At 57.9% G+C, this 16119-nt stretch carries 11 protein-coding genes and 1 pseudogene; 9 read left to right on the top strand and 3 right to left on the bottom strand.

Annotated features, from left to right (window positions below; all coding sequences use genetic code 11):
* Nucleotide 1: 1 nt before the first annotated feature.
* Together NLM31_RS08055 and NLM31_RS08050 are read left to right on the top strand one after the other, a co-directional pair.
* On the top strand, nt 2-871 hold the full coding sequence (locus tag NLM31_RS08055; protein ID WP_254191972.1) for a LysR family transcriptional regulator: 870 nt from the start codon (nt 2-4) through the stop codon (nt 869-871).
* A 295-nt stretch (nt 872-1166) separates the two neighbouring features.
* Nucleotides 1167-1948: pseudogene (locus tag NLM31_RS08050) on the top strand (SDR family oxidoreductase).
* A gap of 565 nt (nt 1949-2513) precedes the next feature.
* On the opposite strand, the gene NLM31_RS08045 reads toward NLM31_RS08050, so the two are convergent.
* The 3 genes from NLM31_RS08045 to NLM31_RS08035 form a co-directional block, all read right to left on the bottom strand.
* Nucleotides 2514-4025, bottom strand: coding sequence for a porin (locus NLM31_RS08045; RefSeq protein WP_254191971.1), 1512 nt, complete (start codon nt 4023-4025; stop codon nt 2514-2516).
* A gap of 1832 nt (nt 4026-5857) precedes the next feature.
* The gene (locus tag NLM31_RS08040; protein ID WP_254196152.1) at nt 5858-6190 is read right to left on the bottom strand and encodes a Crp/Fnr family transcriptional regulator; all 333 of its coding nucleotides are present in this window, start codon (nt 6188-6190) and stop codon (nt 5858-5860) included.
* 408 nt (nt 6191-6598) lie between these two features.
* Nucleotides 6599-6892, bottom strand: a complete 294-nt coding sequence (locus NLM31_RS08035; protein WP_254128687.1) for a LexA family transcriptional regulator — start codon at nt 6890-6892, stop codon at nt 6599-6601.
* A 37-nt stretch (nt 6893-6929) separates the two neighbouring features.
* Between NLM31_RS08035 and NLM31_RS08030 the strand changes: the two genes are divergently transcribed.
* From NLM31_RS08030 to NLM31_RS08000, 7 genes are all read left to right on the top strand, one after another.
* Nucleotides 6930-8060: an IS630 family transposase gene (locus tag NLM31_RS08030; protein ID WP_254191295.1), complete on the top strand. Its 1131-nt coding sequence runs from the start codon at nt 6930-6932 to the stop codon at nt 8058-8060.
* 107 nt (nt 8061-8167) lie between these two features.
* Nucleotides 8168-8479, top strand: a complete 312-nt coding sequence (locus tag NLM31_RS08025) for a hypothetical protein (RefSeq protein WP_254191970.1) — start codon at nt 8168-8170, stop codon at nt 8477-8479.
* A 257-nt stretch (nt 8480-8736) separates the two neighbouring features.
* On the top strand, nt 8737-9927 hold the full coding sequence (locus NLM31_RS08020) for a M20 family metallopeptidase (protein ID WP_254191969.1): 1191 nt from the start codon (nt 8737-8739) through the stop codon (nt 9925-9927).
* A 238-nt stretch (nt 9928-10165) separates the two neighbouring features.
* Nucleotides 10166-11335 (top strand): Xaa-Pro peptidase family protein, encoded by a 1170-nt coding sequence (locus NLM31_RS08015; protein WP_254191968.1) that lies wholly within the window; start codon nt 10166-10168, stop codon nt 11333-11335.
* An 850-nt stretch (nt 11336-12185) separates the two neighbouring features.
* Nucleotides 12186-13358 (top strand): M20 aminoacylase family protein, encoded by a 1173-nt coding sequence (locus NLM31_RS08010; RefSeq protein WP_254191967.1) that lies wholly within the window; start codon nt 12186-12188, stop codon nt 13356-13358.
* A 205-nt stretch (nt 13359-13563) separates the two neighbouring features.
* A complete protein-coding gene (locus NLM31_RS08005) occupies nt 13564-15171 on the top strand; it encodes an ABC transporter substrate-binding protein (protein ID WP_254191966.1) in 1608 nt (535 codons plus the stop codon).
* Nucleotides 15172-15177: 6 nt separating this feature from the next.
* Nucleotides 15178-16119: an ABC transporter permease gene (locus tag NLM31_RS08000; protein WP_254191965.1), complete on the top strand. Its 942-nt coding sequence runs from the start codon at nt 15178-15180 to the stop codon at nt 16117-16119.

Here is a 16119-nt window from a genome sequence, read left to right as displayed (position 1 = left end):
GATGGTGTCCACCTCGCTCATGGTGGACACCTCATCCCATCCCCGCGCTCAACTGCATAGGTGCGTAGAAAGGAGCGCTTACCGTCAGCTCACGGCATTGGAGGAGAGTCTCAAGGTCAAGCTGCTCGAGCGCCACACCTCTGGCTGCACACTCACATCGGCAGGCGAGACGTTGGTCGCCGCGGCGGAACGCGCCGAGAGCGAGTTTCTCAAAGTGGGCGCGAGCATTGGAGGCGCCAGCGAAGCCATTACCGGAACGGTGCGCGTTGGGGCACCAGACGGACTGGGCAATTACTTTCTGGCGGACCGTTTGGGCACGCTGGCCGCCAGACATCCTGGACTTGTCATTCAACTTGTGCCGCTTCCTCGCACGTTTTCGTTGTCACGGAGAGAAGCGGATATTGCAATCACTCTTGACCGGCCGAAACAGGGGCGACTCATCCTGTCGAAATTGACCGACTACACGCTCAGCGTCTACGCAGCGGAGAGCTATCTATCGCGCGTAGGCCTGATTCGAAATCAATCCGACCTGGCGGGACAGCTGTTCGTCACGCATGTCGAAGATTTCGTGTACAGCAATGCGCTGGACTACGCATCAACCCTCGGTCGGCTGATGTCGCGCCGATACGAGTGCGGGAGCGTGGTCGCTCAAATGGAGGCCGTGCGAAGCGGCCACGGTGTCGGCATCTTGCACGATTATGCCGCCCGCCGTTATCCCGAACTCAAGCGCCTGCTCCCTGGCGTGCAATTCGTGCGAAGCTATTGGCTGACCTCGCACCCCGACACGCACGAAACGCGACGGGTTCAGGAAGTTCATCGGTTCATCGCAGCGTCGGTGAAAGGAGCTCGAGCGAGCTTCGAGTCAAACTGAAGAGAACCGAAGACATGTGAGAGGTCGTGCAGAGCGCCATTGCACCTAAGCTAGCCTGTCGCGCAAGAGGGCCTTCGGTATCAAGCACACCGGTCAGACCCATGGGTCGCACGCTCAAAGCGCTCAGGTCCCTCTCCTTCCCTTAGCTCGGGACGGATCCTCGCATAAAGAAAGCTGCGCATTCTTCAAACAAGCGACGGAATTTCGTCAATAGAAGCACCGGATTTGCGAAATTTGGCTTCCGGCCCCCTGTTAAAGTTTTTGGCGGAGATGGACCTGTAGCGGAAGCAGAATAATGGATCTTAGAATCAGAGGCCGTCGTGCTATCGTGTGCGCTTCCTCCAAGGGATTGGGCCGGGCTTGCGCCATTGCTCTGGCAAATGAGGGCGTGCATGTCACGCTCACGGCGCGCGGCGCGGAGGCGCTCAGCAAAACGGCAAGTGACATCCGCAAGGCCAATCCGGATGCATGGTAACGGAAATCGTCGGCGATATCACAACCCCTGAAGGCCGTGATGCAGTGCTGAACGCATGTCCGGAGCCTGACATTCTGATCAACAATGCGAATGGACCGCCGAGTGGAGATTTTCGAAACTGGGCTCGGGACGACTGGATCAGGGCGATCGACGCCAACATGCTCACACCTATCGAGCTGATCAAAAGGACGGTCGACGGTATGATGGCCCGCAAATCCGGCCGCATCGTCAACATCACCTCCTCGGCGGTGAAGGCGCCGACATCACGAGGACTCTCCAATGGAGCACGTGCCGGGCTGACCGGATTCATCGCGGGGCTTGCGCGTAAGACCGTGGTCAACAATGTTACGATAAACAGTCTGTTGCCAGGTGTGTTCGACACGAATCGGCTGCGCGAACCGGACGCCCAAGCAGATGCCGACAAGCGCGGAATATCGATCGATGAACTGATTGCCGAATACAGCGAGAGCATCGCCGCGGGCCGAATCGGCGACCCCGAGGAATTTGGCCTGTTCTGCGCATTCTTATGCGGAGAAAAGGCCGGCTTCATCACAGGACAAAACATCCTCCTCGACGGCGGCGCCTTTCCTGGGGTGCTGTAGCAGGGAGGTGAGATCGACAGTTATCCTATCAGGCCGCTGGTGGGCCCAACCCACGAATTGTCCACCGCGCTGTTCGCCCGCTCTCTGAGAACCGTCGGGACTTCATCGAGACCTGCACGAAGTGGCGGTTAGTCACATGCGCCGCATCATAACCAGAGGCGATGGCAGCGTGAAACCTACGCCATCGACGCCCCGGATTAGCTTGCATCGAGGAGATCGGCCGGCCCGCAAGGCCGCTTTGCTGCCGTACCCGCGCATTACGGCGATCCGCGGCCTCAACAAGGTTACTCTCTTGAGAGCTTGATCACAGCATCCGCGATCACACGCACGTCATTCTCCATCGACCTCAAGCGACAGACGATTCAACTACGTAACAGAGCGGGCCGGCGTATGAGTTCAGATTGAATCCGCATTTGAGCCGCTCTGGCGCGGCAAAGCAGGACGAACCTACGAGTTCCTACTCGACATAATGAGAAGGCCTCCGGCGGGCATGCCAGAGGCCTTCTTGGAGGTAACACTCAGTTATTGAGCCGCTTTGTTCTCCTTCCGCTGGGTTGCGATCAAATCAGAAATTGCGCTGAGCACGGAGCAGAAGCGTAAGGGCATTCTGGTCCTTCAGTTCATACACGCCCGCCGGCTTGGCAATTGATGTCTGTACCGGCAACGTCACCGTGCTGCCGCTCGCATGCTTCACGTCAAGCATCGTGTAGGCAAGTTCGGCGGTGAAGGTCAGGTTCTTGACTGGAGTCCAACGCGTTCCAGTTCCGATAACGGAGTAGTTGAAGTCAGGGTTGCAGCCTGCAAGCCCCGTCGAGAGCGCGAGGTTCGCCACCAATCCGCTACAGATGTAGCCTTTGGCAGTATTGTTGTAGCGAACAGCGGAATACGCGCCGAAGAGGCTGGTGTTCCACTGCGGATTCCAGTTGTGGGTGTAGCCACCGGCGAAGCCATAGGTCGTGGTCAGTTCCTGGCCGGCCCCAGCGACAAAGACGGCGTCAGACACGCCGGCGATTCCGACGCTCTGGTAGGCACCCGGAAGGCCCGAGCTTCCGTACATCGCGAAGCTTGGCGCATTGCCGTAGTCGTGGAAGTTGTAGCGGCTTGCACCATTCGTATACACCGCCGACATGTTGATCGTATCACCAGCCCCTGTCGGGATGTTCTTGATCGACAATGCCAGCTGGCCAGCCCAGCCCCACTTATCGCTCGGAGCACCAGTGGGCTCCGTGGCGCCGTAGTAGGCCGCATGGTTATTGTGCGCAGCGGCTGAGGCTTTGAAGTAGCCCCAGGCCTGGTCAGCAGTCACTGACGCGACGAGGTCCGGTGCTCGCGAGCCGCCGAAGTCGTTGGCTCCCCACACACCGGCCGCCATTCCGGCAGCTGTCGCTCCGCTCACGTTCCACAGAGCGAGTTGGTTATGCGCAACACCATCCTCGAGTGCGAACGAGGCCGAGACGCCTTGCCCGAGATCATAGGTATAGGCGACCTGGTTGATGGGGTCCCAACCAGCGGCGCCCGGCAGTTCGAAAGAGTTCGCCGGATACTCAGCCCAAGGGGTACTGAACTGGGACGTCGCTCGACCGAAAGTGAAGCCAGCGAACTGGATGAAGGCATAGTAGAGGCCGGGAGTGCCCTGAGAGGGCTGGGCACCGACTGCCGACGAGTACGTCGTCCCGCCATTGCCGGCACCGCTATAGGTGCCGCCCGTATAGGTCCACACCACTTCGGCGAACGTACGAACCACGCCGTATTCGGTGGCAGTGCGCGTATCGACGGTCAAGTCCATACGAGACCGAGAGCTGTAATAGTCGCTCAGGCGATTGTGAGCAGCCCCGAGCCCCTGGTCCGGCGGACTGTAATGAGCGGTCGTATTAAGCGTGGCTTCGGCGCGCACATATCCGCCGAATTTGATGCAGGTGTCGGTGCCGGGAACATAGTAGAATCCCGCACCATAGAGCGAACAGATCTTCACATACTCGATCGCTTTCGCCTTCACAGGCAGATCAGCTGCTTGTGCCCCACTCACTGCGATAAGACCCGCCGCCGAACCTAGAAAAAGGCGCTTCGCCATCTTCATAAGAGACCTCCAAATTTTTCAGCGGCTGCTCCCCCCTTCAAGAGACTAGCCACCTTCGCCCCCAATCATTCACGACCTGAAGGGCCTTCCTCGAACGCCAACTGATAGATCGCACCAGCGACGTCGCGGCACGGACCATTCCGCCGCTCGCCCAATTACGATGACACACTGTGTTGATTGACGGCGCGAAAACTTCGTACGAAACGAACGGACGCGCGAGCGCTCTGGGGCAACGTGTTCTGAGCGCGTCATAACCGTACGATTTGTACTTGTTGCGCGAACGAGCGTACGATCTGTACGTAAAAACGCGCCTTAGATTTCGGCTGATCATGTGTCTCCAACCAGCGCCACTAATTCCGAGTGTGGAGAACATGCCAGACTCTGAGAGAAGCGGCGACTCACTGCGCTAGCTGCGGGCCATGATGCGACGCGCCGGGATGAGTGAACCCCACTCCTCTAGCGCGCTGCTCGACTGCTGCTGTTCTAACAGGCAAAAATCCGGGAGCCATGCCGAGAATAAGCGCTGCGAACGCTAGCACTTCGCATTGGTAACGCATGTGCTTGGCACGATCGCCTTTTCAGACGCGCATCGGCGCACCTTGCGCTTTGCGCCGACTTTCCTTCATTTCATGTGGAGCTTCACGAAGGCGCAGCCCTTGAAAGAGAGCTGTACTCTGGCTCTAGACAAAAAGGATGCACGCCCGTGTGGTAATCCGTCGTGCGAGCCGCGGGTTAGCGAAGTAGTCGATAACGGCTACAGTCATGCTGCAGCTTGACCGCGCTCTCCAGTCCAGCCCATAGCAATGTTGATCCAGTTTTTGGACCTCGTGGCCGTTGATGCGGCAGAAAATATCAGCGAGCTAGGCGTACGGCTCGACCTGGTTGAACCTCGCCTCCATCATCGGCGCTTCCATGACTGTGCCATGCGGTGGAAGGTAAACGGCAACCAGCTAGTGAAGCGGAAAATTGTCTTCATTCCGATATTTTCAGCTTAGTTCCTTGTATCAATGATGAGTATCGGCGGTACGCGACCAGGATGGGTGAAATGGATCTCCCGGCATCCAAGGTCCGCTACTTTCATCGACGTCTGGCCATTGTGAGCCACTTCCCGCTCATTGCGCCCACAATTCACCTATCCCTCGATGTACCCAGAGCAAGCAGCTGTGGGATGCCCGCCATATCATGTAGACCGCCGTGTCGAGCCCAGCCCTTCGGGGATAGGGATACTTACGGTTCTCAGATTGATCGAGATGGATGACGTTGGCCCAATTATGAAGAAGATCAATGATCGTCCATGATTTGCAAGCATCCCGCGAACTGGCGGCGACACGACATGGTATCTCGCGGTTGAACTGTTGCGATAGCGCCGCTTAGTTCGAGCTGATCAGGAGGGCGGTGCCGAGCAACCCCCGCGCTCTCACCAACAAGCGCGTTTCCAAAAGTAGCTGCCGGCCAAATCAGCCTCCGGAGGCGCATCGAGATTGAGTTGGCGATCAGGGCGGGGATACAGACAACGGGTAACATTGACCGCGACGCGGAGGGCGTCCAGGCGGCCTTTCCGATGGACAGGATGATCCCGCTGATCCACGCGGCCGCCCGGCAAACTTATGCCCGACGATTCGAAGCGTTCAACTCGTTGCGCCCTTTGGAGTGCCGGACGAAGGGGCTCGGTACGGATTTCCTGCTTCGCGTAGGCAGCAGCCAGAGTTGCAACTCGTGAATTGCGATGACTCGATGCCGCATTCGATAACGCAGGAGATGATGACCGGTCGGGTGTTGCTCCCGAACACGTACCCTTGATCTAATGTCGCCGCAGTCCAAAGCAGCCTGTGCTAGCCCGCAAGATCCACGGGGCAAAAAGCCGGCTCATTTGAGAGATAGGCTCCTGAGATAAGCTTGTAACAACTGCACGCTTTTTGTTCGAAGAGCGCCCGCTCCTCAATACGCAACAAGCCCCGCGTCTTGTGAATCAAACCTTGTTCTTCGAACCGGATTAGTGTCTGCGTAACCCCAGGGCGGCGCAAGCCTAGGAGGGATGAGAGGTAGTCGTGCGTAACTGGCAGCACATCTGACGCAAGAGCATCACTCGCCAGACAGAGCCAGCACGCGAGCCGCTTTTCGCGATCGTGTCGAACGCCGCATAGTCCTGTCTGAGCGCAATGCATGCTCAGTGCCTGAACGAATGCAGAAACATTTTCTCGGATTCCGGAGCGCTCGCGCATCACGCGCCGCAAATCCTCGACACGAATCCTGTGAGCGCTCCCGGGGACGAGCACAACACACTGGTGCGTTGGCAGATGCCCTCCCACTAGCAGTGAAGCGCCGACCGCCCCGCGATTCCCGATCACTGCTGTTTCAAGAATGGCTCCCGCCGCAACGATCCTCAGCGAGACGAGACCTGATTCTACGAAATAAACGTGGTCAAGCTGCTTTTTTGGCTCCTGCAAGACCATGTGTTCTCGCAAGACAACCGGTTCAAGGAACTCTCCCATCGCCGCTAGATCTTGAAGAGATATTCGTGCGAGAATTTCGTTCTTAACAAAGCGCCGCGTACTAGTACCTCGTCACACTGATTATGACTGGTTGATTCCGAGCCAGTTCAGGATGGGCAGGTCTTTCGGAGCCACGAGGATTTGGATGCTTCGAGCGACGCCGGGTTGGCGCCGGATGAGACCATTTCGTTCGAGGGTCACGATCATCTGGTGGACCGAAGGCGGGCTGACTTGAAAGTGGCGCTGCATGTCGGTCTCGGCGGGCGGGCGTCGGAACATGTGCGCGTAGGTGTAGATGAAGGCCAGGTACTGGCCCTGCTTTTCGGTGAAGCCTTGAGGGCTGAGGCTGCGAGCGGCGCCTGATTTTCGATTCATTTGTCGATTCGTCCGGTCCTCCGACAAGGAGGTCGCGATGAATGTACGTTATCGGGTCGAATTGAGCCAAGCCGAACGCTGTGAACTCACCGCGATGTTGAGCAAGGGCAAGCGGGCTGCCCGCAAGCTCAAGCGCGCCCAGATATTGCTGGCGGCCGATGCCGGCCGCAGCGATGAAGAGATTGCCCGCGCCGTGGCGGTGGGCGGTTCCACCGTGTACCGGACCAAACGGCGCTTCGTGGAAGGCAATCTGGAGCGGGCGCTGAGCGAGGATCCGCGTCCAGGCGCGGAGCGCAAGCTCACCGGCAAGGAGGAAGCCCTGCTGGTGGCAACGGCTTGCGCAACCCCTCCCGAGGGTCGCGCCCGCTGGACGCTGGAGCTTTTGGCCGACGCCATGGTCAGGCTCACCGACCACGAGAGCCTGTCGGGCGAGACGGTGCGCCGGCGGCTGGCCGAAAACGGCCTCAAGCCGTGGCGCAAGGATATGTGGTGCATTCCAAAGGTCGATGGCGAATATGTCGCCCGCATGGAAGACGTGCTCGACCTATATGCCGAGGCGCCTGATCCCGACCGGCCGGTGGTCTGCTTCGACGAGAGCCCGGTCCAGCTCATCGGCGAGGTTCGCGAGCCGATCCCCGCCGAGCCGGGCCAACTCGAACGTTACGATTGCGAGTATCGCCGCAACGGCACCGTCAATCTCTTCGTCTGCATCGACGTGCATCGGCCATGGCGCAAAGTCAAAGTCACAGAGCGACGGGCGGCAGAAGATTACGCCCAGTGCATGCGCGAACTCGTCGATGTTCATTATCCCGACGCCGGGTGCATCCGCGTCGTGCAGGACAATCTGTCGACCCACTCCGTAGGCTCCCTCTATGAGGCATTCGCGCCTGACGAAGCCCGGCGAATTCTGCGCCGCCTGGAGTTCCACTACACCCCAAAGCACGCCAGTTGGCTCAACATGGTCGAGATCGAGATCGGCGTGCTCCGCGGTCAGTGCCTCGACCGCAGGATCGACGACCCAAACTGGCTCCGCCGCGAAATCGCCGCATGGGAGAAACAACGAAATGCCGCTGGCGCCCGCATCAAATGGATGTTCACGACCGAAAAAGCCCGCGCCAAAATGGGCCGCGCCTATCCCGCAACGTCCAAAGAGTCACAATCACTGTGACAAGCTACTAGCTCGGTCACCAGCTCCAGGCCTTTACACAGGGCGAGGCGCAGGCAGGTACCTTGGGGAATGGCCAGGCGTACGAGGCGCGGAAATCGGGAACGCCGTTGGAAACGGTTGTCGCTCGAGAGGGCATTTACGCCGTCACCTCCTCCACGAACTTCGTGCGAGGATGTCGCAACAAGGAGGCCGCTCCAGCTTACATCAACCAGCTTCTTTCTGATCAAGGCATCCTTTCCGTGCCGAAAGCGCTCCGCTTCGGGCCGACTACGGACGTGGCGCTCGGAGAACTCGCGACTGATATCCTTCTCAATTCTCGCGAGCGGGTGGCATTGAAGAGGCCGATTGACAGGAAGGCCTTCATGGAGCAGAGCGCACCTCTCGGAGAGAGGAAGGCCAAGGAGCTAATAGGCTGGTAATTCCAACCCTAGCGGGATCGCCTCGAATCAACGCTTGGGTCCTCGATTCTTCGATTTCGGGGGCCCTTCTGGGTCCCCTGGACGAACATGACCATCGGAGAAGCATTGATCTAAGACTAGCCGCCACCGCGAATGTGCGCGTCCGGAAAAATCTTGCAGTATTGCTGCGCTGGGTGGCCAGCAGCTCGACGGTTTCCGTCGGTCTCGATCTGCTATCTTAGGACTCAAGCTTCGACTCGACTCGGTGCGAGATGAGAATGAACGCAATCGCAAATAACTTGCTTTCCGATGCCGAACAGGGGGCCATAATCGAGATGCGTCATGCCATGCATCGCGAGCCCGAGCTTTCCAACAATGAATGGAAAACTCAGCAACGGCTCCGCGAAACCCTGGAAAGATTTGGACTAACGGGCGCGAAAACGTTTCACAAAACCGGCCTTTACGTCGACATCGAAGGCTTGGCGCACGGGCCGCGGCGTGCCGTCGCTGTGCGCGGCGACATCGATGCGTTGCCGATCCAGGAAACGCGGGAAGATCTGCCCTATCGGTCGCAAGTCCCGGGCGTGATGCACGCCTGTGGTCACGATATGCATACGTCGATCGCTTTGGGCACCGCGCTCGCATTCCATCGGATGCGCGAGCGTTTTTCTGGCAAGCTTCGCGTGTTTTTCCAGCCTGCTGAGGAGGCTGAGCCACTCGGTGGCCGTTCGGTAGTTGAAGAGGGGTTGCTCACAGGGTTCGATGGCGCCGTGGGCTTCCACGTCAAGACTGATTTGCCCGCTGGAATGTACGGCGCACGAGCAGGCGCGGTGACCAAATCGGCCGATCAATTCGCGCTCAAGCTCATCGGGATCATGGCTCACGGTGCTAGGCCACATGCCGGGGTGGACGCAATTGCGATGGCAGGTGCGTTTATCAACGAGGTCCAAAAAGTCGTGTCTCGAGAAATGCCGTTCGACGATGGCGCGATCATCACCATTGGCACTATCGCTGGTGGCGAGGCTACAAACATCATTTGTCCCTCCGTGACCATGACCGGGACAATCAGAACAAGCAGTGCAGAGCGAAGAACGCTCTTGGTTCAGCGCGTTCGCGAAATAGCAGAAGGCGTCGCCGCCATGCATCGAGGGAAAGCAGAATTTTCCCACAGATTCGGCGAGCCGCCTGTCATCAACGATGCTGTGATGGTTGAACGCTTTCGGCGACTGGTCATCGAGACGGCGGGCGATGGGAAATTTTCGGACAAAAAGTCGCCAACCGCCGGCGGCGGCGCTGACGATTTCGGTTTCTATTCCGCCTGCGTGCCTTCGATCTATTTCTGGTTTGGCAGCCAGGAACCGGGAAACGAGTCCGGCGTGCACACGCCAACATTCGGAGCGTCAGACGACCTGCTTGTTCCGACAACTGAGCTGACGGTTCGATTTTGCTTGGAAATGCTGAATTCGTAAGCGGTGTTCGACCCGAGCCACAAGGCGATCCGCAAGTCGATGATGGATCGTACCCTGCTTAAGCCGCTCGCGTGTCGGATCGGCGTCTTGCTAGCGTTCCAGTTGTAGAGTTTGAAGTTGGCCAGTCGCCGCGAAAGGCAAGTCGCTCCGATCCACCGCAACAAACCGGGTGTGCGCGCACTGGTCTAATCGAGAGCACAACAGAAGAACCCAGCATTTCACGGAAGGAGTTAAGACCATGACAATGCCAAAAGGTTCCCAGGCGTTTCCCCGCTCTGAGTATCTACGAAGATTGACTGCCGTTAAGTCTGAGATAGAACGACGCCAGGTCGAAGTGCTGGTGGTCACGTCGCCAGCCAACATTACGTACCTTTCGGGGTACACGTCAAAGTCCGGATACGTGCCTCAAGGCCTGGTCGTCTCCTTAACGGATGAAGAGCCGACCTTCATTACGCGGCGCATGGACGGGCCAGCGGCACTCCACCAGATGTTTATTGATCGCAGTCGCGTGATTGGCTACCCGGAAGCTCTGATCGCTAACCCTGATCGGGACGGATATGATGCGATAATCGACTTTATTCTGGACAAGCGGCTTGGCCGCAAGGGAATCGGCCTTGAAGCGAAGCTTTTACCGGCCCTGACCGTTGAGAAGTTTAAGTCACGAGCGGCCGAAGCGAAAATTGTCGATTGCACCAACGCTGTTACCTGGGTTCGAGGCGTGAAATCGGACCTGGAAATTGCGATGATGCGCGAAGCCGCCGCCATTTCCGACGCCGGAATGCTCAAGGCGAGGGAAGTTATTCGGGCCGGCGTGCGCGAAGCCGATGCGTCCGCGGAGATCGTTGCGACGCTGGTACGCGGCGCTAACGGAAAGCCCGGCACCGATATCTCGAGCTTTTTTCTGTGCGCTACGCCTCGCACGTCTACGTGTCACATTCGCTGGACCGAGGACGTCTTCCAACAGGGTTCACAGATCAACCTTGAATTTAGCGGCGTGCGCCACGGCTATACATCCCCGCTGATGCGCACGATGTCAATTGGCAAGCCGTCAGACCGTATACGACGGCTGCATGAAGGAGAGGTTGCTGGCCTGGAAGCGGCACTTGCTGCTGCCAAGACCGGAAAGACCTGTAGCGATGTCGCGGTGGCTTTCAACACCACGCTAAAAAAGCATGGTTTTGAGAAGGAGTCGCGGTGTGGCTACGCCGTCGGGATTGATTGGACCGAACCGACGGCCAGCCTGAAGGAAGGTGATATGACCATCCTGAAGCCAAACATGACTTTTCACCTCATGCTTGGAAACTGGATCGATGAAGATGTCGGCTATGTGATCAGCGAAACGTTTCGCGTTACCGACGCTGGCGGCGAACCTTTCACGAAATTGCCGCGCGAGCTATTCGAGATTTGATTCGGAACGCGATATCACGATAATTGCCGCCCGCCTGCAGGCACAGCGATCCAGTGGCTGCAGGCTTTTCGTGGCAGATCGCTTCGCAGAACAAGCGCGATTCCCGTATTTGGCGGTTCCGCTTCTGAATCGAGGCGATGTGTAATCGCTCTCAGGAAGACGAGGGACGCTCAGATTTTCGGACCTTCAAAGCGCGCCGTTTCATCGTCGCGGTCAACTTTTTGGTCTTTGATCTGCCGAGTATTGTGGGGACACGGCGCCGGCCTTGCGGAGAATCTCCAAATGTTGGACGCCGCTATTCTGTCGCGATCACGCGAGTCGTGAACGATCTCGTCACCTCCGTGGGAGGCTCGATCTTCGTGGAACATGGCATCGGCATCGAAAAATTGACGAGTTGGCACACTACCGCTCGGTGACCGAGCTCGGCGAAGAATCAAGCGCGCGCTCGTTCCGAAAAACATTATGAATCCGGAAAAGATTTTCCGCCTCTCATAAGGTTCAATGTCGCTTCCTTTGCTTGTTAGAGACCGCCTATTTCAGATCGGCAACGAGGGATCATCCACCGTTGCGAGGCAATCAGGTATTCCCGTGCTGCTATTGCGAGCAAAGCCTTCATCGGAGAAGCGCACGTCAAGAGCGGACAACAAGCGACTTATAGTCATAGAGGCCGGATCGTCTGTTCGCTCGTGAAACCTTCAACCCTCCCCGGGGGGCGCGCAGTATTCCGGCCCGATCACCATCCATATTGGTGAAATTCAGCGGTAAGGTTGGGCAATAACTGCCTGCGACATGAACAATCCGGCTCCTAGCTAGGTCGCGTAAACCAAGTGCCGGGAGGAAACAATACGACATGCCAATTGTGAACCGGTTCGCCGATCTCCACGTGGATATTGCGGCATGGCGCCGCGATATCCACGCCAATCCCGAGCTCGGCTACGACGTCCAGCGGACGGCTCGATTAGTTGCTGAGAAGCTTACAGAGTTTGGCGTTGACGAGCTCGCAACCGGAATCGGCAAGACCGGGGTGGTTGGTGTGATCAGGGGCAGGCAGACCCGCTCAGGACGTGTCATCGGTCTGCGCGCCGATATGGATGCGCTTCCCATCCTCGAGGCGACGGGCCTGCCGTATGCGTCCAAAGTCCCGGGCCGGATGCACGCGTGCGGGCATGATGGTCACACCGCAATGCTTCTCGGGGCAGCAAAATATCTCTGCGAAACGCGCAATTTCAATGGCACGGCGGTCGTTATCTTCCAGCCGGCCGAAGAAGGTGGCTATGGAGCGCGTGCAATGGTCGATGACGGGATGATGGAGCGCTTCGGCATCCAAGAGGTTTACGGAATGCACAATGTGCCGGGCGTGCCGGTCGGCGAGTTCGCGATCCGTCCCGGTGCTTTCCTGGCGGCGGGGGATGGGTTCACAATTGACATCGAAGGTCGGGGAGGGCACGCGGCCTATCCTCACAATTGCGTCGACACGACGCTCATTGGAGCGCAGATGGTCGTCGCGCTCCAGTCGATCGTATCGCGGTCCGTCCCTGCACTGGAATCGGCCGTAGTCTCGGTGGCGTCGTTTCATACGTCTACGGACGCTACCAACATTATTCCACAAACGGTCCAAATCAAGGGCACCGTCCGCACGTTCGATGCCGGCGTACAGGATCTGATCGAGGCTCAGATGAAGCGCATCGTTGAGCACACGGCCAATGCTCATGACGCAAAAGCCGTGCTCACCTACGAACGAGGAGTTCCCATCACTCGCAACTCCGAAGCGGAGACGTCCTTCGCGGCCGACGCTGCTGCCGAAGTGGTAGACGAGCGGCGCGTTAATCGGAATGCTCTGCCAGAGCTCGGCAACGAGGATTTCTCATTTATGCTGAACGCGCGTCCTGGCGCATTCATTTACATCGGGAATGGTGACAGCGCGAGCGTCCATCATCCAAAGTTCGATTTCAACGACGAGGCGATTCCCTTCGGCTGCTCGTATTGGACGAGGCTAGTCGAACGAGCCATGCCGGCCGTTTGATCTTGGGAGCTGATCTACTGCCGAAGCTGAGGACGCCCATTCACGAGATGGGCACGGTAGATGAACTGCCCCATGCTTGCCAACGCGACCCAGATCGGCCGGGAAGAGCGGCCTGACCTAATCGTTGGCGGCTCCTCGGTGTGCCCGATGGAAGTCCCAAAAACGGCGCGGATCGACCGCGCAACTAACTGAAGAGGGGAACAACATGAAAATCTCGCGACGCAATCTCGTCAAGTTGGGTGTAGCCGCCGGTACCACGATCGCGATGCCGTCCCTGCTCCGGGCGCAGACGGCGCCTAGCGCCGGGAGGACGGCTCGCATGGTGATGGATAGTCTGCGTATCTTCGATCCGGTCTATTCGACGACCGCCACGACCCAAAGTCATGCCATGATGATCTATGACACTCTGTTTGCGCCCGACTCCAAGCTTGTGACTCGGCCGCAGATGGTAGGAAAATGGGGCGTTTCTGACGACAAGAAGACCTATACGTTCGAACTCCGGGATGGCCTGACTTGGCACGACGGCACGGCCGTTACTGCGGCGGACTGTGTCGCCTCGATCCGCCGCTGGGCTCAAGTCGACACTGGTGGACAGTTGATCATGGCGCGGGCCAAGGATATTTCAAAGAAGGACGAGAGAACCTTCACGATCGCGCTGAACGCGCCGCTCAACCTCCTGATCGACCTGCTAGGGGGATGTCTATCAAGCCTATACCTGTCTGTTATGCGTGAGAAGGATGCAAATCGCCCGGCAACCGAGCAGGTGACTGAGAATATCGGATCGGGCCCGTTCAGGTTCAACAATGCTCTTGCCAAACCTGGAGCGAACTTCACGTACGATCGCAACGAAAATTACCTGGCGCGCAGCGAAGCGCCCGACGGATTTGCTGGCGGCAAAACCGTTAAGCTCGATCGTGTCGTCTGGGACAACATCCCTGATCCGCAAACTGCTTTCGGGGCGCTGCAAGCGGGTGAGGTCGATTTCTTGTATTCGCCACCCGCGAATCTACTCCCCACGCTCGAGAGCGATCCTAACCTGGAGCTGCAAGTTCTCAACACGTCGGGGACCAACTACGTACTGCGCATGAATTGGCTACAGAAGCCATTCGACAACGTGAAAGCGCGCCAAGCGATGCTCCACCTTGTGGATCAAGAGGCGTTCTTGCGCGTCATTAATCCTGCCCCAAAATACAATCGCCCCGTCACTTCTCTTTTTGGAAATGATACGCTCTATACAAACGCCGAAAATACGGGATGGTTTAAAAAGGGCGGTGATCTGGAAAAGGCAAGGCAGCTCTTTAAGGAGGCTGGTTATGCCGGCGAGAAGGTCGTTATTCTTGATCCTACGAACTGGCCGGCGGTCGATAATGCGGCGCAACTTCTTGCGGCCACGCTGCGGAAGGTCGGTGTTAATGCTGAACTAGCGCCGGGCGAGTGGGGCGGGCTCGCCGCGCGCCGGGCGAACAAGGGGCCCGTGGACAATGGCGGCTGGAGCATCTTCATCACCTATTGGGCTAACTACGGCTTCAGCGATCCCATCGGTGGATCAATCCTTGCTGCGAATGGTGAGAAGGGTTGGTATGGCTGGCCGAAGAACGACGAATATGAGGTGCTTCGGGCCAAATGGGCTGATGTCGAAACAACTGAAGAGCGTAAGGCGCTCGCCCGCTCGATGCAGCGCGAGTACTGGGACTTCGCCGGCATGGCGTTGTTGGGCCAGGTCTTCGTGCCAAGCGCGCGGCGCAAGAACCTCACCAATCTGATTGCCATGCCAACGTCCTCCATGGCGATGTGGAACATGCAAAAGGTCTGAGGGATAATGGCCGCTTACATTCTTCGCAGACTGGTCTCGGCCGTCTCCGTCATGGCGATGATCGGGATCTTCGTGTTTCTGCTCCTCAGGCTGGCGCCAGGTGACCCGGCGATGATCATCGCCGGCGATACTGCTACACCAGAGATGATTGCTGGCATTCGCGAAAAGCTGGGGCTCGACGATGCTCTGCCAATTCAATTCGTACATTGGGCGCTGGACATCTTCCGAGGCAATTTGGGGACCTCGATTTTTGCCGGGCGGCCGGTTCTCCAACTGATCTCGCAGCGGATAGAGCCGACCATCTCGCTGTCAATCCTGACGATGGTCTTTTCGGTGACAACCGGAGTTGCCCTGGGCATCTTTGCCGCTTGGCGAGCGGGCGGTTTCATTGATCGCTTCCTCACAGCCTTCTCAGCTCTTGGCTTTTCTGTCCCGGTGTTTGTTGTCAGTTACTTTTTCGTCTACTTGTTCGCTGTGACCACGCATTGGCTGCCAGTTCAGGGATACCGGGCCATCGAACAAGGGTTCGCGCCGTGGTTCGTGCACCTCATCCTGCCCACAGCCGCTCTGGGCGTTGGTTATATTGCTCTCTTTGCCCGGATCACGCGGGCCAGCATGCTCGAAGTGCTGTCGGAAGACTATATGCGAACGGCCGCCGCTAAAGGTGCTTCGTCATATTCGATGCTTTTCCGCCACGCTTTGAGGAATGCTGGTGTCCCGATACTCACCGTGATCGGCATAAGCTTCGCTTATCTGATCGCTGGTGTCGTCATAACAGAAACCGTGTTCAACATACCTGGCGTCGGACGCCTGGTCGTCGATGCGATCAACAATCGCGACTATCCCATCATCCAAGGCGTGCTCATCCTTGTCTCGGGCCTGTACGTCCTCATCAATCTTCTGGTCGATCTGTCGTACACCTTAATCGATCCTCGCATCCGCTACTGA

Source organism: Bradyrhizobium sp. CCGUVB4N, assembly GCF_024199945.1.
GTDB lineage: Bacteria > Pseudomonadota > Alphaproteobacteria > Rhizobiales > Xanthobacteraceae > Bradyrhizobium.
This window is presented reverse-complemented; position numbering and strand designations above follow the sequence as displayed.

Excerpts from the sequence above, each read along its gene's own strand:
- NLM31_RS08000 (WP_254191965.1), top strand. The coding sequence starts at position 15,178 with ATGGCCGCTTACATTCTTCGCAGACTGGTCTCGGCCGTCTCCGTCATG.
- NLM31_RS08035 (WP_254128687.1), bottom strand. The coding sequence starts at position 6,892 with ATGAATCGAAAATCAGGCGCCGCTCGCAGCCTCAGCCCTCAAGGCTTC.
- NLM31_RS08005 (WP_254191966.1), top strand. The coding sequence starts at position 13,564 with ATGAAAATCTCGCGACGCAATCTCGTCAAGTTGGGTGTAGCCGCCGGT.
- NLM31_RS08040 (WP_254196152.1), bottom strand. The coding sequence starts at position 6,190 with ATGCATTGCGCTCAGACAGGACTATGCGGCGTTCGACACGATCGCGAA.
- NLM31_RS08055 (WP_254191972.1), top strand. The coding sequence starts at position 2 with ATGGTGTCCACCTCGCTCATGGTGGACACCTCATCCCATCCCCGCGCT.
- NLM31_RS08010 (WP_254191967.1), top strand. The coding sequence starts at position 12,186 with ATGCCAATTGTGAACCGGTTCGCCGATCTCCACGTGGATATTGCGGCA.
- NLM31_RS08020 (WP_254191969.1), top strand. The coding sequence starts at position 8,737 with ATGAACGCAATCGCAAATAACTTGCTTTCCGATGCCGAACAGGGGGCC.
- NLM31_RS08030 (WP_254191295.1), top strand. The coding sequence starts at position 6,930 with ATGAATGTACGTTATCGGGTCGAATTGAGCCAAGCCGAACGCTGTGAA.
- NLM31_RS08045 (WP_254191971.1), bottom strand. The coding sequence starts at position 4,025 with ATGAAGATGGCGAAGCGCCTTTTTCTAGGTTCGGCGGCGGGTCTTATC.
- NLM31_RS08015 (WP_254191968.1), top strand. The coding sequence starts at position 10,166 with ATGACAATGCCAAAAGGTTCCCAGGCGTTTCCCCGCTCTGAGTATCTA.